The organism is Streptomyces sp. NPDC058653, from assembly GCF_042716895.1.
Lineage (GTDB): Bacteria > Actinomycetota > Actinomycetes > Streptomycetales > Streptomycetaceae > Streptomyces.
The window spans coordinates 3,398-28,460 of sequence record NZ_JBHXRM010000020.1 but is presented as its reverse complement, the minus strand read 5'-3'; the positions used below and the strand labels follow the sequence as shown (position 1 = coordinate 28,460).

Genomic DNA, 25,063 nt, shown 5'->3' with positions numbered 1-25,063 from the left:
GGGCCGACTGGTCGGCGGGGGCGGGGCGATCGGGGAGAATGGGCGCCATGAGCGCTCGTACCCCTACGTCTCCCGAGACTTCCGCCGAACCGATCGAAGCCCCCCACCGGGCCGGTTTCGCCTGTTTCGTCGGTCGCCCCAACGCGGGCAAGTCCACCCTCACGAACGCTCTGGTCGGCCAGAAGGTGGCGATCACCTCCAGCAGGCCGCAGACCACGCGCCACACGGTGCGCGGCATCGTGCACCGGCCCGAGGCGCAGCTGATCCTGGTCGACACCCCCGGTCTCCACAAGCCGCGCACGCTGCTCGGCGAGCGGCTCAACGATGTGGTGCGGACCACCTGGGCCGAGGTCGACGTCATCGGTTTCTGTGTGCCCGCCGACCAGAAGCTCGGCCCCGGCGACCGCTTCATCGCCAAGGAGCTCGCCGGGATCAGGAAGACGCCGAAGGTCGCGCTCGTCACCAAGACCGACCTCGTCGACTCCCGGGTCCTCGCCGAGCAGCTGATCGCGATCGACCAGCTCGGCAAGGAGCTCGGCTTCGAGTGGGCGGAGATCATCCCCGTCTCGGCCGTCAGCGGTGACCAGGTCGAGCTCGTCGCCGACCTTCTCGTCCCGCTGCTCCCGACGAGCCCCCCGCTCTACCCGGAGGGCGACCTCACCGACGAGCCCGAGATGGTCATGGTGGCCGAGCTGATCCGCGAGGCCGCGCTCGAAGGCGTACGGGACGAGCTGCCGCACTCGATCGCGGTCGTCGTCGAGGAGATGCTGCCGCGCGAGGACCGGCCGGCCGACAAGCCGCTGCTGGACATCCACGCGAACGTCTACATCGAGCGGCCGAGCCAGAAGGGGATCATCATCGGCCCCAAGGGCAAGCGGCTCAAGGAGGTCGGGACCAAGTCCCGCAAGCACATCGAGGCGCTGCTGGGCACCCCGGTCTTCCTCGATCTGCACGTCAAGGTCGCCAAGGACTGGCAGCGCGATCCGAAGCAGCTGCGCAAACTCGGCTTCTAGAAGCGCCGCCGCATCCCTCGGAACGAGGCTTTGGACCGGGTTTGGACCATACCTCCCGCGATCCCGCATACTGATACAGCCCCGCGCGGAACACCCGGCTCGGCTACGCTGCGCAGCATCATGCGTTTCGGGCTGCTTCTCCTTAGCTGCCGCGGCGAGGGTCCCCAGTCGTAGGCCGACCCCCTCCCCGCGGAGTCTGGTGATGCGGTTTTCCCGCCCCGTCGGCCGCCCAGCGGACACCCGAGGAGCCCTACGCAATGTCTGACCCCGCTGTCACCGGACCGGCCGTCGGCCGTCCCACCCCGCTCACCAACGCGACGCACACGCAGCAGCCGTCCGGGATGCCGATCCACAAGTACGGCCGCTACGAGGCCGTGGACATCCCCGACCGCACCTGGCCGGACAACCGCATCACCCAGGCGCCCCGCTGGCTCTCCACCGACCTGCGCGACGGCAACCAGGCCCTGATCGACCCCATGTCGCCCGCGCGCAAGCGCGAGATGTTCGACCTGCTGGTACGCATGGGCTACAAGGAGATCGAGGTCGGCTTCCCGTCCTCCGGCGAGACCGACTTCGCCTTCGTACGGTCGATCATCGAGGACGGCGCGATCCCCGAGGACGTGACCATCTCCGTCCTCACCCAGGCCAGGGAAGAGCTGATCGAGCGCACCGTCCAGTCGCTCGTCGGCGCCCACCGCGCCACCGTCCACCTGTACAACGCCACCGCCCCCACCTTCCGCCGCGTCGTCTTCCGCGGCACCCGCGAGCAGGTGCGGCAGATCGCCGTGGACGGTACGCGGCTGGTCTCCGAGTACGCGGAGAAGATCCTGGGCCCGGAGACGGTCTTCGGCTACCAGTACAGCCCGGAGATCTTCACCGACACCGAGCTGGACTTCGCCCTGGAGGTCTGCGAGGGCGTCATGGACGTCTGGCAGCCCGAGGAGGGCCGCGAGATCATTCTCAACCTGCCGGCCACCGTCGAGCGGTCCACGCCCTCGACGCACGCCGACCGTTTCGAGTGGATGTCGCGGAACCTGTCCCGCCGTGAGTACGTGTGCCTCTCCGTCCACCCGCACAATGACCGCGGCACCGCCGTCGCCGCCGCCGAGCTGGCGATCATGGCCGGGGCCGACCGGATCGAGGGCTGTCTCTTCGGCCAGGGCGAGCGCACCGGCAACGTCGACCTGGTGACCCTCGGTATGAACCTGTTCTCCCAGGGTGTCGACCCGCAGATCGACTTCTCGCAGATCGACGAGATCCGCCGCACCAGCGAGTACTGCAACCAGATGGAGATCCACCCGCGCCACCCCTACGTGGGCGACCTCGTCTACACCGCCTTCTCCGGCTCCCACCAGGACGCCATCAAGAAGGGCTTCGACGCGATGGAGGCCGACGCCGCCGCGCAGGGCAGGACGGTCGACGACATCGAGTGGGCCGTGCCGTATCTGCCGATCGACCCCAAGGACGTGGGCCGTTCGTACGAGGCGGTCATCCGGGTCAACTCCCAGTCCGGCAAGGGCGGCATCGCCTACGTCCTGAAGAACGAGCACAAGCTGGACCTGCCCCGCCGGATGCAGATCGAGTTCTCGCGGATCATCCAGGCGAAGACCGACAGCGAGGGCGGCGAGGTCACCCCCAAGGCGATCTGGTCGGTCTTCCAGGACGAGTACCTGCCCAACGCGGAGGAGCCGGGCGCCCGTTGGGGCCGGATCCAGCTGCGTTCCGGCCAGACCACCACCGAGAAGGACGGCTCCGACACCCTCACCGTCGAGGCGGTCGTGGACGGCGTGGAGACCGTGCTGACCGGCACCGGCAACGGACCGATTTCGGCCTTCTTCGCCGCGCTGGCCGCCGTCGGGATCGACGCCCGGCTGCTGGACTACTCGGAGCACACGATGAGCGAGGGCGCGAGCGCGCAGGCCGCCTCGTACATCGAGTGCGCCATCGACGGAAAGGTGCTGTGGGGTATCGGTATTGACGCCAACACCACACGCGCCTCGCTGAAGGCCGTCGTCTCCGCGGTCAATCGCGCACCGCGCTGACCTCAGCGTTTACGGGCCCCGTCCACCGATCGCGGTGGGCGGGGTTCGGCCATGTCGTGGCGACCTGACGCCGGGGTAATGACGCCGCGTCGTTGCTGTGGTTAACATCACGTCAATGCGGCAAAGTTGCCGAAGCGTTACGGAGGTGCGCGACGTGCTGCCAGGCCAGGGACCGAACGGCAGGAAACTGCGCATCTGCGGCATCACGACCGCGTGGAACACCATCGGGGACGGGGAGTTCTTCTGTCCCGACTGCGGGGGCGACCGCAACTACCGCCGGCGCACCGGCCGTCGCCGCTTCACCGTCCTCGGCGTTCCGCTGGTGCCCCGCGGCGAGGCCGGCCCGGTCGTCGAATGCGCGGCCTGCCACGGCCACTTCGGCACCGACATCCTCGACCACCCCACCACCGTCCGCTTCTCCGCGATGCTCCGCGACGCCGTGCACACGGTGGCGCTCGCCGTCCTCGCCGCGGGCGGCACCTCCTCCCGTACGGTGCGGGAGACCGCCGTCGGCACGGTCAGGGCCGCCGGGATCGAGGACTGCACCGAGGAGCAGCTCACGGAGCTGGTGGACGCGCTGGCCGCCGACACCGGGCGCTTCCTGCTCGACCCGGGACCCTGCGGCGCGGCGCTCGCCATCGAGCTGCACGAGGCGCTGGAGCCGCTGGCCCCGCACCTCGCCGCGGCGGGCCGGGAGTCGATCCTGCTCCAGGCCGCCCGGATCGCCCTCGCGGACGGGCCCTACAGCGCGGCGGAGCGCGACGTGCTCTCCACCGTCGGCGGCGCGTTGCAGCTGTGCGCCGACGACACGGCCCGGCTGCTCGAATCGGCCCGTACGCCCTCTCCCTGATCCGGCGAGCCCACCGCCGGATGCTTCCCCGGCGGTACTCCCCCGGGAGTAGCGGGGCGCCCCCGTCACCCCCGGCAGTAACCCCCATCTCGCCCTCACGCGCGACGATTCCGCCCCCGCACGGCCCGAGGCTGGGACCAGACTCTGACCGGCAGTGCAGAAGGGGGGCCCGCGATGGGGGCCGAGAACGAACGCAGACGTCTGCTGCCCTGGGCGGTGGTCGGGCTGTGGGTGATCGTGATCGCCGTGGCCGCCATGTTCGCCGGGAGACTCGCCGACGTCCAGCGCGACGGCGCCGTCGACTATCTTCCGGCGAGCGCCGACTCCACCCATGTGGAGAAGGTCCGGGCGAAGCTGCCCGGCGGCGAGACGACCGATCTGATCGTCGTCTACCACCGCGACGGCGGGCTCACCGCCGCCGACCGCGCGACCGCCGGCGAGCAGCTCGCCCGGATCGCCACCGAGCAGCGACTCACCGCCCCGCCCGAGGGCGTCCCGTCGAAGGACGGCACGACCCTGATGTACCCGATCGCGAGCGCCGCGTCCGCCGAGCCGGGCGCGGACAAGGAAGAGGCGCGGAAGGCCTTCGTGGAGGAGGTACGGGCCGTCGCCACGACCGACGCCGGCGGGAGCGGGGCGGGCGGCGGCAGCAGCGGGTCCGAGGCGGCCGAGGGGCTCGACATCGAGGTCGGCGGAGCGGGCGCGCTCCAGAACGACATGGAGTCCGTCTTCGAGTCCATCGACGGCACCCTGATGATCGCGACCGTCCTTGTCGTCGCGTTCCTGCTGATCCTCACCTACCGCAGCCCCTTCCTCTGGATCGTCCCGCTGGTCGTGGTCGGCGTCGCCGCCATCAGCTCCCGGGCCGTCGTCTACGGCCTGGTGGAGGGCTTCGACACCACCGTCACCAGCCAGAGCGCGGCGATCATGACCGTGCTCGTCTTCGGCGCCGGCACCGACTACGCCCTGCTGCTCGTCTCGCGCTACCGCGAGGAGCTGCGCCGGTTCCCCCGGCCGTACGACGCCATGCGCACCGCGCTGCGCGGCTGCGGCCCCGCCGTCCTCGCCTCGTCCGGCACGGTGGCGGCCGGTCTCCTGTGCCTCCTGGTCGCCGACCTCAACAGCAGCAGCGGTATGGGACCGATCGCCGCCATCGGGGTCGTGTGCGCGCTCGTCGCGATGCTCACGCTGCTTCCCGCCGTCCTGGTGCTGCTCGGCCGGCGCGTCTTCTGGCCGCTGATCCCCGCCTACGGCAGCGAGGTCAAGCGCCGCCGCTCCTTCTTCGCCGCCATGGGCACCTCGGCCGCCCGCAGACCGGTCGCCGTGCTCGGCACCGGACTGGTGCTGCTCGGCGCCCTCGCCGTCGGCATCCTCAATCTGCCCGGCACCCTGAAGCAGGACGACAGCTTCATCGACCGGCCCGAGTCCGTCACCGCCATGCAGCGGCTGACCGAGGCCTACCCGGAGCAGAGCGCCCAGCCCATCAGCGTCATGGCGCCGACCGGCCGGGCCGACGCGGCGCTGGACACCGTCCGTACGGTCGAGGGTGTCGCCGACGCCCAGCGGGGCCGCAGCGGCGGCGGCTGGACCGAGATCGCCGTCTTCGCCGAGGACGAGCCCGAGTCGGCGGGCGAGACCGCCACCATCGAACGGCTGCGCACCACCCTCCACGAGCGGACGGACGACCGGGCGTACGTCGGCGGCCCCAGCGCCCAGCAGCTCGACCTCGCCGACACCAGCGCGAGGGACGGGATGCTCGTCATCCCGCTCGTCGTCCTCGCCGTCCTGCTGATCCTGATCGCCCTGCTCCGCAGCCTGGTGGCGCCCCTGATGCTGGTGGTCGCCGTCGTGGTCGTGTGGGGCGCCGCGATGGGCATCGGCGGACTGGTCTTCGAGCCGCTGCTCGGCTTCGAGGGGATCGATCCGGGGCTTCCGCTGCTCTCGTTCGTCTTCCTCGTCGCCCTCGGCGTCGACTACGGCATCTTCCTGATGCACCGCATGCGCGAGGAGGCCCTGAAGGGGGCCGAGCCCGAGCAGGCCGCGCTGAGCGCGCTGCGCAGCACCGGCGGGGTGATCGCGTCGGCCGGCATCGTGCTCGCCGCGACGTTCGCCGTCCTCGCCTCCCTGCCGCTGGTCCCGCTCGCGGAGATGGGTGTCCTTGTCGCCGTGGGCGTCCTGCTGGACACCTTCCTGGTGCGGACGTATCTGGTGACCAGCGCGAGCGTGCTGCTCGGCCGCAAGGTCTGGTGGCCGGGGGCGCTCTCCCGGCCGCCGGCCGCGCCGCGCCCCGAGGGGGAACGGGGCGACCGCGAGCGGGAGTCGGTGGGCACCGGCGCCCGAGAGGCGTGAACCGACCGGTGCGGTACGGCTCCGGGAGCGGAGGCCGTACCGCGCCGGAGTGCGACGAGAGAGGATGAGTCCCGTGTCAGAGACCCCCGCCAGAGGACGCCGCACCGAGCGCGTCTTCGCCGTGCTCAACCGCGACCCGCTCGACGCGCCGCACCAACTGCGTACGGACGTGGTGGTCAGCGGCGCCGTCGGCGTGCTGGGCGCGGTGCTCGCCTTCGTCGTGCCCGACGACGGCCTGGCACTCGACGCCGTCGGCTGGGCGATACTCGCCGCCGTCTCCGGTCTCCTGGCACTGCGGCGGCGCCACCCGGTGGCCGTCCTGCTGGTGATGGTGGCCCTCGTCGCCCCGTACCACGCGCTGGACTACTCGCACGCGGCCACCACACCGGCCATGATGGTCGCCCTCTACACCGTCTCCGTCACCACCCCGCCGATGCGTGCCGCGCTGATCGGTGTGGGCATGGTCTGTCTCACGCTCACCGTGATGTTCGCCGTCGACGTCGACCTGGGCCTCAAGATGCTCCGGACGTCGGGCTGGATCATCGCGGTCGTCGTCATCGGCATGGACGTACGCGTCTACCGCAAATACATCGCGGCGGTCGTGGAACGGGCCGAACGCGCGGAGCGGACCCGGGAGGAGGAGGCCGCCCGCCGGGTCGCGGAGGAGCGTCTGCGGATCGCCCGCGATCTGCACGACCTGCTGGCCCACAGCATCACGCTCATCGGTGTCCAGACGTCGGTGGCCTCGCACGTCCTGGCCGTCGACCCCGACCGGCTGGACCGGGCCGCCATCTCCCAGGCGCTCGACGGCATCTCGGAGACCTGCCGCGACGCGCGCTCCGAACTGCGCACCACGCTGGAGGTGCTGCGCGCCAACGGCACGGGCGACGAGGAGGGCGCCTGGGGAGGGGCCCTGCCCGATCTGGCGGCGCTCGAAGGCCTCGTGGAGTCCGCGCGGACGGCGGGCGCGGAGGCGGAGCTCACGGTGCGGGTGGAGGGCGTACGGGTGCCCCCGGTGGCCGAGGCGGCGGCGTACCGGATCGTGCAGGAGTCGCTCACCAACGCCGTACGGCACGCGGGCCCCACGCCGCGGGTGCGGGTCCGCGTCGAGACCTCGGACGGGGCCCTGCGCGTCACCGTGACCGACAACGGGGGCACACCCGGCGGCAGGGCGGTGCCCGCCGACCCCGGCTACGGCATCGTCGGCATGCGCGAGCGGGCCCGCAGCGTCGGCGGCACGCTCGAAGCGGGACCGTACGACGACGGGTTCCGGGTGTCGGCCGTCCTGCCGCTGCGGGAGCGCGGCGAGCGGGTGGCGGAGGACCGGCCCGACAAGGAGCCCGTGCGGCTCACGAAGTCCGCGGAACCCACCCGGGGCGCCGCCGCCACCGCCCGACGGGAGTCCCTCGCATGAGCGTGATCCGTGTCCTGCTCGCCGACGACCAGCGCCTCGTCAGGGCCGCCTTCGCGATGCTCGTCGAGTCCGCACCCGACATGGAGGTCGTGGGCCAGGCCGGGACCGGCAGGGAGGCCGTCGAGCTGGCCCGCTCCGCCCGCGCCGACCTCGTCGTCATGGACATCCGGATGCCCGACACCGACGGGATCGAGGCCACCCGGCTGATCGCCGCCGACGACGACCTCGCCGGCGTCAAGGTGCTCGTCCTCACCACGTACGACACCGACGACCACGTCGTGGAGGCGCTGCGCGCCGGCGCGTCCGGCTTCCTCGTGAAGGACACCCGGCCCGCCGAACTCCTCACCGCCATCAGGACGGTCGCGGCCGGCGACTCCCTGCTCTCCCCGGGCCCGACGGCGCGGCTGATCGCCCGCGTACTCAGCGCCCGCAGCCGGATCCCGGAGACGCTGACGGCCGGCGGCCCCGACTGTCTCTCCGTCCGCGAGCGGCAGGTGCTCGCCCTGGTCGCGCGCGGCCTCACCAACGCCGAGATCGCGGAGTCGCTCGGCCTCAGCCCGCTGACCGCCAAGACACATGTGAGCCGCATCATGGGCAAACTCCGGGCCCGGGACCGGGCGCAGCTCGTGATCATCGCCTACGAGTCGGGGCTGGTCACACCGCGCGACGACCGGACGGCCGGCGCCGACGCCGGCTGAGGGCCCCGGCGAACGGTCCCCCGGGGGAGAACCGGGGCGGGGGACCCGCCGGCCTCCCCGTACGGGAGAATGGCGCCCATGAGCCTGTTCCGCGACGACGGCATCGTGCTGCGCACCCAGAAGCTGGGTGAGGCGGACCGCATCATCACGTTCCTCACCCGTGGCCACGGCCGGGTCCGGGCCGTCGCGCGCGGAGTCCGCCGTACGAAGTCCAAGTTCGGCGCCAGGCTCGAACCGTTCTCCCACGTCGACGTGCAGTTCTTCGCACGCGGCAGCGAACTCGTCGGACGCGGGCTGCCGCTCTGTACGCAGAGCGAGACCATCGCCCCGTTCGGCGGCGCCATCGTCACCGACTACCCCCGCTACACGGCCGGTACGGCCATGCTGGAGACCGCCGAGCGGTTCACCGACCACGAGGGCGAACCGGCGGTCCAGCAGTATCTGCTCCTCGTCGGCGGGCTGCGCACGCTCTCGCGCGGTGAGCACGCCCCGCATCTGATCCTCGACGCCTTCCTGCTGCGCTCCCTCGCGGTCAACGGTTACGCGCCGAGCTTCGACGACTGCGCCAAGTGCGGTCTCGACGGGCCGAACCGGTTCTTCTCGGTCGCGGCGGGCGGCGTCATATGCGCCGAGTGCCGGGTGCCCGGCAGCGTCGTACCCTCACCGGAGGCGGTCGGTCTGCTCAGCGCGCTGCTGACCGGTGACTGGGGGACGGCGGACGCGTGCGAGGCTCGTCATGTCCGGGAGGGCAGCGGGCTGGTGTCCGCGTATCTGCACTGGCATCTGGAGCGCGGTCTGCGCTCACTCAGATATGTAGAGAAGAATTAGGAGACACGAGCGCATGGCACGACGCGGAATCCTGGGCCGGCCCCGCCGCGAGTACAAGGTCCCCGAGCCGCACCCCTCCGGTGCGGTCCCGCCGAAGATCCCCGGCGAGCTGGTGCCCAAGCACGTCGCGTGTGTGATGGACGGCAACGGCCGCTGGGCCAAGGAGCGCGGTCTGCCGCGCACCGAGGGCCACAAGGTCGGCGAGGGCGTCGTGCTGGACGTGCTCAAGGGCTGCCTGGAGATGGGCGTCAAGAACCTCTCCCTGTACGCCTTCTCCACCGAGAACTGGAAGCGCACGCCCGACGAGGTGCGCTTCCTCATGAACTTCAACCGCGATGTCATCCGGCGCCGCCGTGACGAGATGAACGAGCTCGGCATCAGGATCCGCTGGGTCGGCCGGATGCCCAAGATGTGGAAGTCGGTCGTCCAGGAGCTCCAGGTCGCACAGGAGCAGACCGTGGACAACGACGCCATGACGCTCTACTTCTGCGTCAACTACGGCGGGCGCGCGGAGATCGCCGACGCGGCGCGGGCGCTGGCGGCGGACGTGGCGGCGGGCAAGCTCGACCCGTCCAAGGTCAACGAGAAGACCTTCGCGAAATATCTGTACTACCCGGACATGCCGGACGTGGATCTCTTCCTGCGGCCGAGCGGTGAGCAGCGCACGTCCAACTATCTGATCTGGCAGAGCAGTTACGCGGAGATGGTCTTCCAGGACGTGCTGTGGCCGGACTTCGACCGGCGGGACCTGTGGCGGGCCTGTCTGGAATTCGCCCATCGCGACCGCCGCTTCGGCGGCGCGCTGCCCAACGACCAGGACAAGTCGGGCGAGCTGAGCGAGAAGGACCACCCGGGCGAGGGCGCGGGCAGGGACGGGAGCGAGGGCGTGTAGGAGGTTCCGGGGCGGGGCGGCCTCACGGGCCGACCCGCTCCGGTCAGCGGTCGGAGACGTCCTGACCGGCGGGGGCCGCCGCCCCGGGACCGTTCCCCGAGGCGCACTCCGCGCACGTGCCGAAGACCTCCACCGTGTGGGCCACCGCGACGAAGCCGTGCTCGGCCGCGATCGTCTCGGCCCACTGCTCGACGGCCGGTCCCTCGACCTCGACGGCCTTGCCGCAGACCCGGCAGACCAGATGGTGGTGGTGATCACCGGTCGAGCAGCGCCGGTAGACGGACTCCCCGTCGTTCGTGCGCAGTACGTCGACATCGCCCGCGTCGGCCAGCGACTGGAGCGTGCGGTAGACCGTCGTCAGACCGACCGAGTCGCCCCGGTGCTTCAACATGTCGTGAAGCTCCTGCGCGCTGCGGAACTCGTCCACCTCGTCCAGCGCGGCGGCCACCGCGGCACGCTGCCGGGTCGATCGGCCGCGTACGGGGGCGGCGCTCGCCCCACCGCCAGGCGCAGTCGTCACGGGTGCCTCCAATACTTCTGCCCGGAATCGCTCTGTCGGGTCATTCTGCCAGTTCGTGTCAGGCCGTGGCCTCGTCCGACGGCCCCCGCATGGCGGGAACCGGCGGACTCTCCGGCTCCGGCGCTCCGGCCGGTCCTTGCGTCACGGGGTGTCCGTCCTCCGCCGACCGCGACGCCCGTGCCCGCCGTCTCGCCAGTGGTGTCGCGAGCACGGTCAGGACGAGGAAGACGCCGATGGCCAGCAGCACGATGGTCGCGCCGGGCGGTACGTCCTGGTAGTACGACGTGACCGTGCCGGCCAGCGTGACCGCCGTGCCGATCACCACCGACAGGACGAAGGTGACGGCGAAGGACCGGGTGATCTGCTGCGCGGCGGCCACCGGCACCACCATCAGCGCGCTGACGAGCAGCAGGCCCACGACGCGCATCGCGACGGTGACGGTCACCGCCGCCGTGACCGCGACGAGCAGGTTCAGGGCGCGCACCGGCAGCCCGGTGACCCGTGCGAACTCCTCGTCCTGGCTGACGGCGAACAGCTGCCGCCGCAGCCCCACCGTCACCAGCACGACCAGCGCCGCCAGGACCCAGATGGCGTCCAGGTCGGCCTCGGAGACGGTGGAGAGGGAGCCGAAGAGATAGGAGCTGAGGTTGGCGTTGGAGCCGGTCGGCGAGAGATTGATCAGCAGGACGCCGCCCGCCATACCGCCGTAGAAGAGCATGGCCAGCGCGATGTCGCCGCGCGTACGGCCGTACGCCCTGATCAGCTCCATCGCGATGGAGCCGATGATCGCCACGACGGTCGCCATCCACACCGGGCTGGTGGAGAGCAGGAAGCCCAGGCCGACCCCGGTCATGGCGACATGGCCGATGCCGTCGCCCATCAGGGCCTGGCGGCGCTGGACGAGGTAGATGCCGACGGCGGGCGCGATGACGCCGACCAGTACGGCCGCGATCAGGGCCCGCTGCATGAGGGCGGTTTCGAGGATTTCCATGATCAGGTCAGCAGTCCTGTACGGAGGGGCTCGCCGTCCGCGTGCGGGTGGCAGCCCTGATTGGTCAGAGGATCGGGCTCCTGGCCGGGCGGCGCGTGGTGCCCCACCGCCTTGGGCGGTGGGCCGTCGTGGATCACGCGGCCGTCGCGCAGCACCACCGCGCGGTCGATCAGCGGCTCCAGGTGGCCCAGTTCGTGCAGGACGAGCAGGACGGTCGTCCCGGCCGCCACCTGCTCACGCAGCGTGGCCGCGAGGATCTCCTGGCTGGTGAGATCGACGCCCGCCATCGGCTCGTCCATGATCAGCAGTTCGGGTTCGGCGGCGAGGGCGCGCGCGATGAGGACCCGCTGGTGCTGGCCGCCGGAGAGCGCGCCGACCGCGTCCTTCGCCCGGTCAGCGAGACCGACCAGCTCGATGACGCGCTGGACGGCGGCCCGGTCGGCCTTGGTGGGCCAGCGCAGCAGGCCCGTACGGGAGAGCCGCCCCGAGGCCACGACCTCGCGGACGGTGGCCGGTACGCCGCTCGCGGCCGTGGTGCGCTGGGGCACGTAGCCCACGCGCGACCAGTCGCGGAAACGCCGCAGCGGGGTGCCGAAGAGAGTCACCTCGCCGCCGGTGAGGGGGACTTGGCCGATCACGGAGCGTACGGCGGTGGACTTGCCGGAGCCGTTGGCGCCGAGCAGCGCGACGACCTCGCCGCGCCGCAGCGAGAGGTCGACACCGCGCAGGACGGGTCGGGAGCCGAGCGTGGCGGTGGCGCCGCGCAGCGACATGACGGTGGGCGCGGGCGCGGGGGAGGGTGTGGGGCCGTCGGCCGGGGGGCTCTCCGGCGCGCTCCCGGCCTCCCTCACCGCCTCCTTCGGCGCCTGCCTCGCGGCCGGTTCCGCCTGTCCGGTCTGCGTCGTCGCCATCTCCCGTACCTCCGTTGCTCCGGTCGGCTGGTTCACTTCGCGCCGAGGGCTTTCTCCAGCGCGGCGAGGTTGGACTTCATGACCTCGACGTAGTCAGCGCCCTTCGACTTCTCCGTGATTCCCTCGACGGGGTCCAGGACATCGGTCTTCAGACCGCTGTCGGCGGCGACGGTCTTCGCCGTCTTGTCACTGACGAGCGTCTCGAAGAAGACCGTGCCCACCTTCTCCCTGGCCGCGATGGACCTCAGCTCCTTGATCCGCGCGGGGCTGGGGTCGGACTCGGGGGAGAGGCCCGCGATGGACTCCTGCGTGAGACCGTAGCGCTCGGCGAGATAGCCGAAGGCCGAGTGCGTGGTGATGAAGGTCTTCGTGGAGGTGCCGGCGAGACCCTGCGCGAAGGCGGAGTCGAGGGTGGTGAGCCGCTCGACCAGGTCGGTGGTGTTCTTCCGGTACGCGGCGGCGTTGTCCGGGTCCGCCCTCTCCAGCGAGGCGCCGACGCCCTTGGCGACCTCCGCGTACTTCACGGGATCGAGCCAGATGTGCGGGTCGGTACCGGCCTCGCCCTCGTGGGCGTGGTCCTCCTCCGCGTGCTCCTCACCGCCGTGCTCCTCGCCGTGCTCGTCCCCGTGGTCGTGGCCGACCTCCGAGCCGTGCTTCTCCAGCGTGGTGAGCGAGGCGGCGTCGACGGTGTTCGGCACCCCCGCGGCGGTGATCGCCTCGTCGACGGCGGGCTGGATGCCCTTGAGATAGAGGATGTAGTCGGCCTCGCCGAGCTGCGCGGCCTGCCGGGTCCCCAGCTCCAGCTCGTGCGGCTCGACACCGGGCTTGGTGAGGGTGGAGACGTCGACGTGGGACCCGCCTATCTCCTCGGCCAGATACTGCATGGGGTAGAACGACGCGACCACCGCGAGCTTGTCGCCGCTCTTCTCGGCGGCTCCGCCGGCGCCGTCGGACGCGTCGGACGGGGAGCACGCGGAGAGCGCGACCAGGCCGAGGGTGACGGAGCCGGCCAGCGCGGCGGTGGGTATCAGGCGTCGTATGTTCATGACAGTCATTTTCAACAAAAGTGGAAACGATTGTCAACAAGAGGTGGTGAGCGCCACCTCGGGATACCGATTTGATACAGGGGGTGCGCCCGCCGCTAATCTGAGGCATTCGCCGTTCGCCGTCGTAATGAAGAGAGCACCGTGGCCGCCGACAAGATCGACAGCATCGTCAACCTGAGCAAGCGCCGTGGCTTCGTCTACCCATGCAGCGAGATCTACGGCGGTCAGCGTGCCGCCTGGGACTACGGGCCGCTCGGGGTCGAGCTGAAGGAGAACATCAAACGCCAGTGGTGGCGTTACATGGTCACTTCGCGCGAGGACGTTGTCGGTCTCGACTCGTCGGTGATCCTGGCTCCCGAGGTCTGGGTGGCCTCGGGCCATGTCGCCACGTTCACCGACCCGCTGACCGAGTGCACCTCCTGTCACAAGCGCTACCGCGCCGACCACCTGGAGGAGGCGTACGAGGAGAAGCACGGCAAGCCGCCGGCCAACGGCCTGAAGGACATCAACTGCCCCAACTGCGGCAACAAGGGCACCTTCACGGAGCCCAAGTCCTTCTCCGGTCTGCTCTCCACGCATCTCGGCCCGACGCAGGACTCCGGCTCGGTCGCCTATCTGCGTCCCGAGACCGCGCAGGGCATCTTCACCAACTTCGCCCAGGTGCAGCAGACATCGCGCAAGAAGCCGCCGTTCGGCATCGCGCAGATGGGCAAGTCCTTCCGTAACGAGATCACGCCCGGCAACTTCATCTTCCGCACCCGTGAGTTCGAGCAGATGGAGATGGAGTTCTTCGTCAAGCCCGGCGAGGACGAGACGTGGCAGGACTACTGGATGGAGCAGCGCTGGAACTGGTACCGGGACCTGGGCCTGCGTGAGGAGAACATGCGCTGGTTCGAGCACCCGAAGGAGAAGCTCTCCCACTACTCCAAGCGCACGGCGGACATCGAGTACCGGTTCAGCTTCGGCGGCTCCGAGTGGGGCGAGCTCGAAGGTGTCGCGAACCGCACCGACTACGACCTCAACGCGCACTCCAAGGCGTCCGGCCACGACCTGTCGTACTTCGACCAGGAGGCCGGTGAGCGCTGGACCCCGTACGTCATCGAGCCCGCCGCCGGTGTCGGCCGCGCGATGCTGGCCTTCCTCCTCGACGCGTACAACGAGGACGAGGCGCCCAACGCGAAGGGTGTGCTGGAGAAGCGCACGGTGATGCGGCTCGACCCGCGGCTGGCGCCGGTCAAGGTCGCGGTGCTGCCGCTGTCGCGCAACCCGCAGCTGTCGCCGAAGGCGAAGGGGCTCTCGGCGGACCTGAGGAAGAACTGGAACATCGAGTTCGACGACGCGGGCGCGATCGGCCGCCGCTACCGCAGGCAGGACGAGATCGGTACGCCGTTCTGCGTCACCGTCGACTTCGACACCCTCGACGACGACGCGGTGACCGTGCGCGAGCGCGACACCATGAAGCAGGAGCGCGTCTCGCTGAGCCAGATCCAGGGGTACCTGGGTGAGCGGCTGCTCGGCTGCTGATTACGGTCGTGGCTCGAAGCCCCCGGTTCCGTGACGGAGCCGGGGGCTTCGTCGCACACTGCTCTGTGGCCGCATTCGTCAACAGGAGGCACCCATGCCGCCCACGACCAGCAGCAAAGTAAGCCGATGGGACCAGCACGGCCGCGAGCATGTCGTCCATGTCCAGAAGGCGGGCATCCAGCGGGAGTTGACCTGCGACACCTGCGGCTGGAGCAAGAACGCGCAGTTCCTGCCGTGGCTCAAGGCGGAGGAACATCTCGGCGAGGCGCACCAGGCGACGGTGGATCCGACGGTGACCGGCAACGGCTGAGGACGGTCGCGGAGCCGGCCGGAAGCGGTCGCCGGGCCGGGGCCGGGCGGCGCGGTGCCCGTGCCGGGCCGGTGCCGGGCCGGCGGAAATGAGGTGACGGGCGCCACCCGCCCGGTGGTAGCGTCTCGGGCATGTTCTTCCAGATCTACGAGTGAGAACGCGGCGGTCACGGTCCGCCTCTCACCAGACGCATCCGCAGATCACTTCGCCTTCACCAATTCGGGAGAACCCGTGGCAAAAAGCCGGAACAACCTTCTCGGCGTGGGCGGACAGCGAAAGAAGCTGTCCCGCGCCGACCAGCAGGGCAACGGCCCCACCCGGAACGCCGACCGCAAGGTCGCCGAGGACAAGAAGCAGGAGCTCGTGCGCAAGATGCGCGAGCGGGCGACCGGTACGGAGCCGGAGTCCGGGGAAGACACCGCGAACGGCGCCGGCGCCACCGACTCGACGGACACGGCCGGCTCGGCCGAAGGGCCCGCCGCCCAGTCCTGACCGGCCGTCCTGACCGGCACTTCCGACTGATACATCACGACGACGGCCCGGACCACCTCGGTGGTCCGGGCCGTCGCCGCGTCCGTCACCTCACCTCACGCGGCAGCCGCAGACTGAGCAGCCCGGTCGCCACGATCGCCGCCAGCTGCACCAGCAGCGTGACGGTCAGGGCCGTGCCCATCCCGGAGCTCTCCGTCAGACTCAGGAAGAGCGAGCCGAGCGTCGCCACCCCGAGCGCCAGCGCGGACTGCTGGGTCGTGATCATCACGCCGCCGCCCACACCCGCCCGCTCCGGGGGTACCTCGGAGAGCACGATCCGGAAGATGACCGGCAGTTGGAGGCCCTGGCCGAATCCCGCGATCGCGGTGCCGGGCAGCAGCGCGAGCGTCCCGAGCGACGGCCAGTCCCGCCAGACCGTGAACGCCAGCAGCCCGATACCGACCGCCTGGAGCACCGCGCCCACCGTCACGACGAGGCTGCCGTACCGCCGTACCAGCCGGGGCCCGGCCAGCGTGGCGAAGAAGAACGCCACCGCGCACGGCACCAGCGCCACTCCCGAGGTGACGGCGCTCATCCGCAGCCCCTGCTGCATGGCGATCGCGATGACGAACATGAAGCCGCCGAAACCGATCGAGAACGGCAGCACGAGCGCGAGCCCCCGGCGCAGCGAGACGAGCGCGAACAGGCTCGGCGGCACCAGTGGCGTACGGCCCTGCCGGTCGGCCCGCCGCTCCACGGCGAGGAACGCGAGCGCGGCGACGGGGAAGGCGGCCAGCGACACCCAGGTCCAGGCCGGCCAGCCGGCCGCCCGGCCCTCCGTGAGCGGAGCGAGGAGCGTCATCAGCGCGACGGCGAGCAGCACGGTGCCCGGTACGTCGATGGGCGCGGGGCGCTGGGAGCGGGTCTCGGGCATCGTACGGAGGGCGAGCAGGAGCCCCGCGAGGGCGATCGGCACGTTCACCAGGAAGATCGCACGCCAGCCGCTGCCCGCGATGTCGGCGGCCACCAGCACACCGCCGAGTATCTGGCCGACGACCATGGAGAGCCCGGCGGTGGCGCCGTACAGGCTCAGCGCCTTCGCCCGGCGGTGTCCCGACGTCGCCGACTGGATGGTGGCCAGCACCTGCGGCAGCATCAGCGCGGCGGCGGCGCCCTGGGCGACGCGGGCGCCGACCAGTGTCCAGGCGTCGGGCGAGAGGCCGCAGGCGAGCGAGGTGAGTCCGAAGGCGGCCATGCCCGCCATGAAGAGGCGCCGGCGGCCGAACATGTCGCCGAGCCGTCCGCCGAGGACGAGCAGGACGGCGTACGCGAGGCCGTAGCCGGCGACCACCAGCTCCAGCAGGGCGGGGCCCGCGTTCAGGTCGTGCTCGATGGTGGGCAGGGCGACGTTCACGATGAAGAAGTCGATCAGCGGGAGCGCGGCGCCCAGAAGCACGGTGAACAGCCCGAGCGGGCCCAGCACGGAGCCGTGGTCGTGGACGGCGGCCGTGGTGGGCGCCGCCGTCGCGGGGGAGGAGGTCGAGGCGGGTGTGGAGAGAGGTGCGGATGTTCTACTCACCCCGTCGACGATCGTTCAGCGCGCAGCCTGGTACCAGAGTCTCTTTATCCTGGTAGCGGAAGTACCTGGTAATGGGCTGAGGTGAAGGAGAGACTGACTCCATGACCACTGTGGTCCGCGAACCGGACATCCGACGGCACGAGCTCGCGGGCTTCCTCCGCAGCAGGCGCGAGCGCATCGTCCCCGAGCAGGTCGGGCTCCCGCGCGGCAGCCGCCGCCGGACCCCGGGCCTGCGCCGCGAGGAGGTCGCGCATCTGTCCGCCGTCGGCGTCACCTGGTACACGTGGCTGGAGCAGGCCCGCGACATCCAGGTCTCCGCCCAGGTGATCGACGCGCTGGCCCGCGCGCTGCTCCTCGACCCCAGCGAGCGCTCCCATCTGTTCGCGCTGGCGGGCGCCGTCGACCCGGCCCCCGGAACGCCCTGCCCCACCATCACCCCCGCCGTGCGGCTGATGCTGGAGCGGCTGGACCCGTTCCCCGCGTGCGTACAGAACGGGCGCTACGACATCCTGGCGTACAACCGCACGTACAGCACGATGCTCTGCGACCTCGACTCGCTGCCGCCGGAGGACCGCAACTGCCTCTGGCTGGCCTTCACCAATGAACAGTGGCAGTCCTCCCTCGGCAATCGCGCGGAGACCGTCCGGCTGATGGCGGCCCGTTTCCGCGCCGACATGGCGGAGCATCTGGCGGAGCCCGCCTGGAAGGCGCTGCTCGCGCGGCTGCGGGCGGCGTCGCCCGAGTTCCGCGAGATCTGGGAGCGGCACGAGGTGGTCGCCATGGGCTCCAGGACGAAGCGGTTCGTCAACGCGAGTGTGGGCGAGCTGAGTCTGGAGCACACCAACCTCTGGCTGAGCCCGGGCGCGGGCAGCCGTCTGGTCTCCTACGTGCCCGCCGACGAGGTGTCCCGCGAGCGGCTGGAACGGCTTCACCAGCTGACGCACGCGCGCGGCTGACCGCGTCGGCGGGCCGGGTCAGCTTCCGGAGTCCGGCGAGCCGGGCTCCGACGCCGGTTCCAGCCGTCGCGCGTTCCGGCGCGCCGTACCCCGTGCCCACTCCCCGCTCGTCAGCGCGCCGATCACCAGCACGCCCACACCGAGCCCGGTGATGATCCACCACGCGGGCCGGCTCGCGACGACGAAACCCGCCTGGTCGACCGCGCCGCGCCGCGTGGGCGACGCCGCGCCCGCCGCGAGCACCGCCCCGATGACGGCGACGCCCAGCGTCTGCCCGATCTGCCGGCTGGTCGACGCGACGGCGGCGGCCACTCCCGACTGGGCCAGCGGCATCCCGGCCACCGCCGTGTTGGTGATCGGGGCGTTCACCATCCCGAACCCGATGCCGAACAGCACGTATCCGACGAACAGCGAGCCCAGATGTGTCTCCGCCTCGAAGACCGCGAAGAGCAGTCCGCTCACCGTGAGGGCCGGGCCCGCGATCAGCAGTGGTACACGCGCCCCGTACGAGCCCACGAGCCGGCCCGACAGCGGAGCGCAGACGAGGACGAGCGCGGCCATCGGCAGGATGTAGAGACCGGCGCCCAGCGCGGAGAGGTCCCGCACGTTCTGGAGGTAGAGCGTGTTCATGAACAGGAAGCCGCCGAGGGCCGCGAACGCGCACACCGCGATGACCGTCGCCCCGCTGAAGGGCGCGCTGCGGAAGAAGCGCAGATCGATCAGCGGCTCGGCGCGCCTCGGCTCGTACAGCAGCAGCCCCGTCAGCGAGCACACCGTGACCCCGATGGCGCTCAGGATCAGCGGTGACGTCCAGCCGGCCGCCGGCGCCTCGATGATCGCGTACGTCAGGGTGCCGAGGGTGGCCATGACCAGCAGTTGGCCGACCGGGTCGGGGCGGCGCGGCTTGGCCGCGCGTGACTCGGGGACGTACCGCCAGGTCAGCAGGTACGCCGCGATCCCGATCGGCACATTGATCAGGAAGATCGCGCGCCAGCTGATCGTCTCCACCAGCAGCCCGCCGATGAGCGGCCCGGCCGCCATCGAGATACCGAAGACCCCGCCCCAGATCCCGATCGCCCGGGCACGCTCCCGGGGATCGGTGAACGTGTTGGTGACGATGGACAGCGCGACCGGGTTGAGCATCGAACCGCCGATCGCCTGAAGCGCCCGGAACGCGACCAGCGACTCCAGATTCGGCGCGAGCGAGCACAGCAGCGAGCCGAGCGTGAAGATCACCAGACCGGTCTTGAAGACCCGCCGTCTGCCGACCCGGTCGGCAGTGGAACCCGCGAGCATCAGCAACGAGGCGATGACCAGGGTGTACGCGTCCAGGGTCCACTGGAGGCCGGCGACCGTGGTGTCCAGGTCCCGCTGCATCGACGGCAGCGCGACATTGAGCACCGTGGCGTCGAGGCTGACGATCAGCAGACTCATGCAGCAGGTCCCCAGGATCACCTTGCGGCGGCGGGGACCGAACTCCTCCACGGACTCCTCGGACGGTTTCGACCACGACGCGGGGCGGGGGAGGGGCATGGGGCGATGGTAAGTCCGGCGCCCGACGGCCCTCCCGCGCCATGCGCGACAATGGACGGATGACCGCTCCGCTCGCCCCGTCCCCGGCCCGCCCCGGCCCCCTCGCCGTCGGCCCCCAGTCTCTTGCCGTCGGCCCGTACACCGTGCGCCCGCCCGTGGTGCTCGCGCCGATGGCCGGGATCACCAACGCGCCGTTCCGGACGCTGTGCCGGGAGTTCTCGGGCGGCAAGGGGCTCTTCGTCAGCGAGATGATCACCACGCGGGCGCTGGTCGAGCGCAACGAGAAGACGATGCAGCTCATCCGCTTCGACGCGACCGAGACACCGCGCTCGATCCAGCTGTACGGCGTCGACCCGGTCACCGTCGGCAAGGCCGTCCGCATGATCGCGGACGAGGGCCTGGCCGACCACATCGACCTGAACTTCGGCTGCCCCGTCCCCAAGGTCACCCGTAAGGGCGGCGGCTCGGCGCTCCCGTACAAGCGGCCCCTGCTGCGCGCGATCCTGCACGAGGCCGTGTCCAACGCCGGGGACCTGCCGGTCACCATGAAGATGCGCAAGGGCATCGACGACGATCACCTCACCTATCTGGACGCGGGCCGGATCGCCGTCGAGGAGGGCGTGACGGCGATCGCCCTGCACGGCAGGACGGCCGCCCAGCACTACGGCGGCACGGCCGACTGGGACGCCGTCGCGCGCCTCAAGGAGCATGTCCCGGAGATCCCCGTCCTCGGCAACGGCGACATCTGGTCGGCGGACGACGCCCTGCGGATGGTCCGCGAGACCGGGTGCGACGGAGTGGTCGTGGGCCGCGGCTGTCTCGGCCGGCCCTGGCTCTTCGGCGATCTGGTCGCGGCCTTCGAAGGGACGGGGGAGCTTGCCCGGCCGGCGCTGCGCGAGGTGGCCGGGGTCATGCGCCGGCACGCGGAACTGCTGGGGGAGTGGATCGGCGACGAGGCGCGCGGGGTGATCGACTTCCGTAAGCATGTGGCCTGGTACCTGAAGGGCTTCTCGGTCGGCTCCGAGATGCGCAAGAAGCTCGCGATCACCTCGTCGCTCGCCGAACTGGACTCGCTGCTGGGCGAGTTGGACCTGGACCAGCCGTGGCCGGACGGCGCTGACGGCCCGCGCGGGCGGACGTCGGGCAACAACCGCGTGGTCCTCCCGGACGGCTGGCTGAAGGACCCGTACGACTGCGCGGGCATCGGCGCGGAGGCGGAACTGGACACCTCCGGCGGCTGAGCCCGCCGGCGCGCGCCGTGGACCCGGCCGGCGCGCTCGCCCCGGCCGGGTCCGGCGTACGAGGGGCCGGTCAGGGGTTCTGGAACGTGACCTCGGGGTCGGCCGCCGACGGGCCGTCCAGCAGGGGCTGGTGGACGCCCCGCAGCTCCTGGTCGAAGAAGGCGCCCACGTACGACGTGGTGATCTCGCCCGAGCGGTCGCCGGGGAGCGGGGCCGTGGGATCGGTGATGCCGAGCTGGGCGGCGAGGACCGGCAGATCGATGAAGGTGAAGTGGCCCGAGTCGCGGACCGTGAGCCAGCGCTTCCAGCCGTCCAGGGCGGCCCAGGTGGTGGGCCAGGTGGTGTCCGTACTGGTGGGGGCGTGGCCTTCGAGCGTGCCGAGCATCAGGAAGGGGCGCCCGTCGAGGCCGGTGGCGGGGACCGGCTGGAAGAACGTGCCGTCCATGTTCACACCCGCGCGGATACGGCGGTCGACGGTCATGGCGTGCGCGGAGGCGTTGCCGCCGAGCGAGTGGCCCGCCGCGCCGACGCGCCGAGGGTCGATCATCGCCGCGTGCCGCCAGAAGGCGCGCTTTCCGGGGGCCGGGCGCTCGGTCAGTTCGTCGACGACGAAGGAGATGTCGGCAGCCCGGTCGGCGGCGGCCCTGGCCAGCCGCTCGCGTGAGGCCTCGTCCGTCGGGGCCGCCTCGACCGTGTCGCACGCCACGCAGGTGAGGGTGCGCCCGCCGGGGAAGCTGGTGCCGAACGACTCGTAGGCGTGGTCCAGCAGGGCCACCACATGGCCGCGGGAGGCGAGTTCCTCCGAGAGGGTGGTGAGGGTTCCCCGGGTGAGGCTGAAGCCGGGGGAGAGCACCACCAGCGGGTGCGTGCCGTCGACGGGGCGTGCGCCGGTGCGCGCGTTGGTCCGTGTGCCGGTGACCCGTTCCACGTCGACGACGCCTTCGAGCTGCTGGCTCTTCAGGAGCGCCTGGGCCTCCGCCGCGGTCAGATACGGGGCGCGGGTGCCGGAGCCGTCCCGGCGGGCCGGGTAGTACATCGACACCATCAGCTCGCGCGCGCCGGCGGTGGGTACCCACGGGTCGCGGCGCTCGTCGTCGACGAGATGGCGAATGTCCCGCCCGACCGCGAACGGGCCGGTGGGGCGCGGGATCTGGAGCGCGGTGGCCGCCCGGTCGGGGGCGGGCACCGCCGTGGCCGACGGGGCCGCCCGGTCGGGGGCGGGCACCGCCGTGGCCGACGGGGCCGCCCGGGCGAGGGTGGAGGCGCACAGCGGAAGGACGAGGGCGAGGACAACTGCGGCCGCTCTGCGGCGAGTTCGGTTCATGGCCGACAGCCTAGGCAGGCGCCGGCCCCCGCCGTACGGACGAAAGTCGACCGCCGCCCCCGCCTTTCGGCGCCCCTCACCTTCCGGCGCCGACACCGCCGAAGGTCCGGTCAACGGCCGGCGACCCCCGGCGCCGCGTGGCGCTCAAGCGGGGCCGCGGCAGCCGAGTTGGAGACGCTGAAGGCGACGGTGCCCGCCCGGTAGCGGTCGTCGGTCCACTCGATGGGGCGGCCCGCCGCCGTGTACGTGAGATAGCGCTGACGGAGCAGCGGGCTGCCCCTGCGGACCTGGAGCAGCCGGGCGTCCTCGCTGCCCGCCGCGAGCGCGTCGATCAGATGCTCGCCGTAGTGGGCGACTATGCCCGCCTCCGCCGCGATGCTGTCCATGATCGACACACAGTCCTCGGGCAGGGCCCGGACGGCGGGGGCCACCCAGTCCGTGTACGCGGTGCGCTCGACGAGGACCGGTTCGCCGTCGAGGTGGCGCAGCCGCAGGACGTCGAGGACCTCGCTGCCGGGGGCGATGCCGAGGCGGGCCGTCTCCTCTGCGGTGGCGAGGCGGGTCGTACGGGTCAGGATGCGGCTGGCGACCTCGCTGCCCATCGCCCGCGCCCACTGCGCGAAGCTGTTGAGCTGCTGGAAGCTGTGCCGCCGCTCCTGGCGCAGAACGACCCGGCGCGCCCCCTGGCGTGAGCCGATCAGGCCCTCGGACGCCAGGAGTCCCACCGCCTGGCGGACCGTGCCGCGCGAGGCGGACCACTGGGCCGCGAGATCGCTCTCGGACGGCAGACGCGCGCCGATCGGATACTCCCCGTCGAGGATCGACTGCCGCAGCGCCTCCGCGATCTCCAGATAGCGCGAACCCGCCGGATTTCCCACGCCGTTGCTCCCCCCGGGACGACCGGTGCCGATCGGTGTCGGTGCTGCCGCCATGCCCTGTGCCCGCCCTGCCGTCGTACCCCGTCGTGCCTGTCGTTCCGGTCCGGTCGGTCAGCCGGACCGGCTGTGCACACGTACGCCTGTACGCGGATGCCTCCAGGCACCGTACCCGTTCCCGCGCGTTCGCTCTCCACCCTCCTGAAATCCTGTGCCGATCAGGTGCTTTGTGGGTGTTTTCGTCTTCCACGGGCCGTGCCGGAACGGCCATCGTCCGTTCATCCACCGGTCATCCGCACCGGGCGAACTGATCCCAGCTTGTATGAACAAGTTGAGTCCTTACCTCCACCCTCATCGCTTCCGGGAGTCCCCGCGTGACCCGTATACGCATGCGTGCGAACGGCCGGCTCGTCGCCGCCCTCGCGCTCAGTACCGCCGCACTCACCACGCTCACCGCCTGCGGCGCCAAGTCCGACACGTCCGCCGACGCCGACACGGCCGGCGGTGTGAAGGCGGGCGCCGCCGCGTCCGTCGCGGACTTCGGCTCCCTGGACGACCTCGTCGCCGCGGCCGAGAAGGAGGGCACGCTCAACGCGATCGCCCTGCCGCCGGACTGGGCGAACTACGGCGAGATCATCAAGTCCTTCGAGGCGAAGTACAAGGTCGAGGTGGAGGTCGAGACGCCGGACGCCGCCAGCGCCGACGAGATCAACGCCATCAAGTCCCGCAAGGGCCAGGACCGCGCCCCCGACGTCGTCGACCTCGGCATCCCCTTCGACCGCAGCGGCGCCGCCGAAGGGCTCTTCGCCCCGTACAAGGTGGCGTCCTTCGACAAGATCCCCGCCGCCCAGAAGGACCCGAACGGCCTCTGGTACAACGACTACGGCGGGTACATCTCGATCGGCTGCGACGCCTCGCGCGTCAAGACCTGCCCCACCACCTTCGCGGATCTCCTCAAGCCCGAGTACAAGGGCAAGGTCGCGCTCAACGGCAACCCGAACAAGTCCGGTTCGGCCTTCGGCGGTGTGTACGCGGCGTCGCTCGCCAACAAGGGCGGCTTCACCGACATCCAGCCCGGCATCGACTACTTCGGCAAGCTGAAGAAGAGCGGCAACTTCATCCCCGTCGAGTCCACCCCGGCCACGGTCCAGAAGGGCGAGACGCCCATCTCGATCGACTGGGACTATCTGAACGCCGGCTACGCCGACCAGTTCAAGGGCAAGGGCGTCGACTGGCAGGTCGCCGTACCGACCGACGGTGTGTACGCCCAGTACTACTCGCAGGCCATCAACAAGGACGCGCCGCACCCGGCCGCCGCCCGCCTGTGGATGGAGTACCTGTACAGCGCCGAGGGCCAGAACCTCTTCCTGAAGGGGTACGCCAGGCCCGTCCTGCTGCCCTCGATGACCGAGGACGGCACCGTCGACAAGACCTTCGTGACCAAGCTGCCCGAGGTCCAGGGCGACCCGACGTTCCCCGAGGCGGCCGACCTCGACAGCGTCAAGGCCGTACTCGCCGAGAACTGGGACAAGGCCGTCTCCTGATGGCCCTGTCCGCCGCGCCCTCCCCGGGCACCCCCTCCCCCGGGGGGGGGGGCCGGCGCGCCCCCCCGCGGGGGGGGGGGCCCCCCCCCCGCCGGGCCCCCCCCCCCCCCGCGCCGGCGGCGAGCAGCGCGGGGGGGAGCGCGAACCGCCCC

Annotated in this window: 22 protein-coding genes; 14 read left to right on the top strand and 8 right to left on the bottom strand. The window is 71.3% G+C overall.

Features of this window, described 5'->3' with window-relative positions:
* The first annotated feature begins 47 nt into the window (after positions 1-47).
* From era to ACFWU9_RS18660, 8 genes are all read left to right on the top strand, one after another.
* Positions 48-1,013: a GTPase Era gene (gene era / locus ACFWU9_RS18695; protein WP_384319637.1), complete on the top strand. Its 966-nt coding sequence runs from the start codon at positions 48-50 to the stop codon at positions 1,011-1,013.
* A gap of 257 nt (positions 1,014-1,270) precedes the next feature.
* Entirely contained in the window at positions 1,271-3,055 is a 1,785-nt protein-coding gene (gene leuA, locus ACFWU9_RS18690) for a 2-isopropylmalate synthase (RefSeq protein ID WP_384319635.1), read from the top strand.
* A 154-nt stretch (positions 3,056-3,209) separates the two neighbouring features.
* Positions 3,210-3,905 carry a TerB family tellurite resistance protein gene (locus ACFWU9_RS18685; RefSeq protein WP_384319633.1) on the top strand — a complete coding sequence of 232 codons (696 nt, stop codon included), beginning with the start codon at positions 3,210-3,212 and terminating at the stop codon, positions 3,903-3,905.
* 174 nt (positions 3,906-4,079) lie between these two features.
* Positions 4,080-6,254, top strand: coding sequence for an MMPL family transporter (locus ACFWU9_RS18680; RefSeq protein ID WP_384319631.1), 2,175 nt, complete (start codon positions 4,080-4,082; stop codon positions 6,252-6,254).
* Between the two features lie 64 nt (positions 6,255-6,318).
* On the top strand, positions 6,319-7,668 hold the full coding sequence (locus tag ACFWU9_RS18675; protein WP_384319629.1) for a sensor histidine kinase: 1,350 nt from the start codon (positions 6,319-6,321) through the stop codon (positions 7,666-7,668).
* The gene (locus ACFWU9_RS18670; RefSeq protein ID WP_384319627.1) at positions 7,665-8,366 is read left to right on the top strand and encodes a response regulator; all 702 of its coding nucleotides are present in this window, start codon (positions 7,665-7,667) and stop codon (positions 8,364-8,366) included. The genes ACFWU9_RS18675 and ACFWU9_RS18670 overlap by 4 nt, the downstream gene beginning before the upstream one ends.
* A gap of 78 nt (positions 8,367-8,444) precedes the next feature.
* Positions 8,445-9,194 (top strand): DNA repair protein RecO, encoded by a 750-nt coding sequence (recO, locus tag ACFWU9_RS18665; RefSeq protein WP_384319625.1) that lies wholly within the window; start codon positions 8,445-8,447, stop codon positions 9,192-9,194.
* Positions 9,195-9,207: 13 nt separating this feature from the next.
* Positions 9,208-10,086, top strand: a complete 879-nt coding sequence (locus ACFWU9_RS18660; protein WP_384319623.1) for an isoprenyl transferase — start codon at positions 9,208-9,210, stop codon at positions 10,084-10,086.
* A gap of 43 nt (positions 10,087-10,129) precedes the next feature.
* Here ACFWU9_RS18660 and ACFWU9_RS18655 read toward each other — a convergent pair whose 3' ends face one another.
* From ACFWU9_RS18655 to ACFWU9_RS18640, 4 genes are all read right to left on the bottom strand, one after another.
* Positions 10,130-10,606, bottom strand: a complete 477-nt coding sequence (locus ACFWU9_RS18655) for a Fur family transcriptional regulator (protein WP_384319621.1) — start codon at positions 10,604-10,606, stop codon at positions 10,130-10,132.
* A gap of 58 nt (positions 10,607-10,664) precedes the next feature.
* Positions 10,665-11,597, bottom strand: a complete 933-nt coding sequence (locus ACFWU9_RS18650) for a metal ABC transporter permease (RefSeq protein WP_384319620.1) — start codon at positions 11,595-11,597, stop codon at positions 10,665-10,667.
* 2 nt (positions 11,598-11,599) lie between these two features.
* Positions 11,600-12,370, bottom strand: a complete 771-nt coding sequence (locus ACFWU9_RS18645; protein WP_384319802.1) for a metal ABC transporter ATP-binding protein — start codon at positions 12,368-12,370, stop codon at positions 11,600-11,602.
* Positions 12,371-12,540: 170 nt separating this feature from the next.
* On the bottom strand, positions 12,541-13,554 hold the full coding sequence (locus tag ACFWU9_RS18640; RefSeq protein ID WP_384319618.1) for a metal ABC transporter substrate-binding protein: 1,014 nt from the start codon (positions 13,552-13,554) through the stop codon (positions 12,541-12,543).
* A gap of 141 nt (positions 13,555-13,695) precedes the next feature.
* Here ACFWU9_RS18640 and ACFWU9_RS18635 point away from each other — a divergent pair, with 141 nt between their 5' ends.
* The 3 genes from ACFWU9_RS18635 (at position 13,696) to ACFWU9_RS18625 (ending at position 15,880) form a co-directional block, all read left to right on the top strand.
* Positions 13,696-15,078, top strand: a complete 1,383-nt coding sequence (locus ACFWU9_RS18635; RefSeq protein WP_384319616.1) for a glycine--tRNA ligase — start codon at positions 13,696-13,698, stop codon at positions 15,076-15,078.
* A gap of 94 nt (positions 15,079-15,172) precedes the next feature.
* Entirely contained in the window at positions 15,173-15,388 is a 216-nt protein-coding gene (locus tag ACFWU9_RS18630; protein ID WP_384319614.1) for a hypothetical protein, read from the top strand.
* Between the two features lie 231 nt (positions 15,389-15,619).
* A complete protein-coding gene (locus tag ACFWU9_RS18625; protein WP_384319612.1) occupies positions 15,620-15,880 on the top strand; it encodes a DUF6243 family protein in 261 nt (86 codons plus the stop codon).
* A gap of 85 nt (positions 15,881-15,965) precedes the next feature.
* Here the strand turns inward: ACFWU9_RS18625 and ACFWU9_RS18620 are convergent, their stop codons facing one another.
* A complete protein-coding gene (locus ACFWU9_RS18620; protein ID WP_384319610.1) occupies positions 15,966-17,438 on the bottom strand; it encodes an MFS transporter in 1,473 nt (490 codons plus the stop codon).
* Positions 17,439-17,539: 101 nt separating this feature from the next.
* Between ACFWU9_RS18620 and ACFWU9_RS18615 the strand changes: the two genes are divergently transcribed.
* Positions 17,540-18,394: a helix-turn-helix transcriptional regulator gene (locus ACFWU9_RS18615; RefSeq protein ID WP_384319608.1), complete on the top strand. Its 855-nt coding sequence runs from the start codon at positions 17,540-17,542 to the stop codon at positions 18,392-18,394.
* A gap of 18 nt (positions 18,395-18,412) precedes the next feature.
* On the opposite strand, the gene ACFWU9_RS18610 is transcribed toward ACFWU9_RS18615, so the two are convergent.
* Complete coding sequence (locus tag ACFWU9_RS18610) at positions 18,413-19,927, bottom strand: MFS transporter (protein WP_384319606.1); 1,515 nt, start codon at positions 19,925-19,927, stop codon at positions 18,413-18,415.
* 170 nt (positions 19,928-20,097) lie between these two features.
* On the opposite strand from ACFWU9_RS18610, the gene dusB reads away from it, so the two are divergent.
* Entirely contained in the window at positions 20,098-21,168 is a 1,071-nt protein-coding gene (dusB, locus tag ACFWU9_RS18605; protein WP_384319800.1) for a tRNA dihydrouridine synthase DusB, read from the top strand.
* Positions 21,169-21,238: 70 nt separating this feature from the next.
* Here dusB and ACFWU9_RS18600 read toward each other — a convergent pair whose 3' ends face one another.
* Together ACFWU9_RS18600 and ACFWU9_RS18595 are read right to left on the bottom strand one after the other, a co-directional pair.
* Positions 21,239-22,492, bottom strand: coding sequence for an alpha/beta hydrolase family protein (locus ACFWU9_RS18600; protein ID WP_384319604.1), 1,254 nt, complete (start codon positions 22,490-22,492; stop codon positions 21,239-21,241).
* Between the two features lie 110 nt (positions 22,493-22,602).
* On the bottom strand, positions 22,603-23,370 hold the full coding sequence (locus ACFWU9_RS18595; RefSeq protein ID WP_384319602.1) for a GntR family transcriptional regulator: 768 nt from the start codon (positions 23,368-23,370) through the stop codon (positions 22,603-22,605).
* Positions 23,371-23,756: 386 nt separating this feature from the next.
* On the opposite strand from ACFWU9_RS18595, the gene ACFWU9_RS18590 reads away from it, so the two are divergent.
* Positions 23,757-24,911, top strand: coding sequence for an ABC transporter substrate-binding protein (locus ACFWU9_RS18590; RefSeq protein WP_384319798.1), 1,155 nt, complete (start codon positions 23,757-23,759; stop codon positions 24,909-24,911).
* Positions 24,912-25,063 lie beyond the last annotated feature (152 nt).

Coding starts and splice junctions, on each gene's coding strand:
- era (WP_384319637.1), top strand. CDS start 48: ATGAGCGCTCGTACCCCTACGTCTCCCGAGACTTCCGCCGAACCGATC.
- leuA (WP_384319635.1), top strand. CDS start 1,271: ATGTCTGACCCCGCTGTCACCGGACCGGCCGTCGGCCGTCCCACCCCG.
- ACFWU9_RS18680 (WP_384319631.1), top strand. CDS start 4,080: ATGGGGGCCGAGAACGAACGCAGACGTCTGCTGCCCTGGGCGGTGGTC.
- ACFWU9_RS18675 (WP_384319629.1), top strand. CDS start 6,319: ATGAGTCCCGTGTCAGAGACCCCCGCCAGAGGACGCCGCACCGAGCGC.
- ACFWU9_RS18670 (WP_384319627.1), top strand. CDS start 7,665: ATGAGCGTGATCCGTGTCCTGCTCGCCGACGACCAGCGCCTCGTCAGG.
- recO (WP_384319625.1), top strand. CDS start 8,445: ATGAGCCTGTTCCGCGACGACGGCATCGTGCTGCGCACCCAGAAGCTG.
- ACFWU9_RS18660 (WP_384319623.1), top strand. CDS start 9,208: ATGGCACGACGCGGAATCCTGGGCCGGCCCCGCCGCGAGTACAAGGTC.
- ACFWU9_RS18650 (WP_384319620.1), bottom strand. CDS start 11,597: ATGGAAATCCTCGAAACCGCCCTCATGCAGCGGGCCCTGATCGCGGCC.
- ACFWU9_RS18645 (WP_384319802.1), bottom strand. CDS start 12,370: ATGTCGCTGCGCGGCGCCACCGCCACGCTCGGCTCCCGACCCGTCCTG.
- ACFWU9_RS18640 (WP_384319618.1), bottom strand. CDS start 13,554: ATGAACATACGACGCCTGATACCCACCGCCGCGCTGGCCGGCTCCGTC.
- ACFWU9_RS18630 (WP_384319614.1), top strand. CDS start 15,173: ATGCCGCCCACGACCAGCAGCAAAGTAAGCCGATGGGACCAGCACGGC.
- ACFWU9_RS18615 (WP_384319608.1), top strand. CDS start 17,540: ATGACCACTGTGGTCCGCGAACCGGACATCCGACGGCACGAGCTCGCG.
- ACFWU9_RS18610 (WP_384319606.1), bottom strand. CDS start 19,927: ATGCCCCTCCCCCGCCCCGCGTCGTGGTCGAAACCGTCCGAGGAGTCC.
- dusB (WP_384319800.1), top strand. CDS start 20,098: ATGGCCGGGATCACCAACGCGCCGTTCCGGACGCTGTGCCGGGAGTTC.
- ACFWU9_RS18600 (WP_384319604.1), bottom strand. CDS start 22,492: ATGAACCGAACTCGCCGCAGAGCGGCCGCAGTTGTCCTCGCCCTCGTC.
- ACFWU9_RS18590 (WP_384319798.1), top strand. CDS start 23,757: ATGCGTGCGAACGGCCGGCTCGTCGCCGCCCTCGCGCTCAGTACCGCC.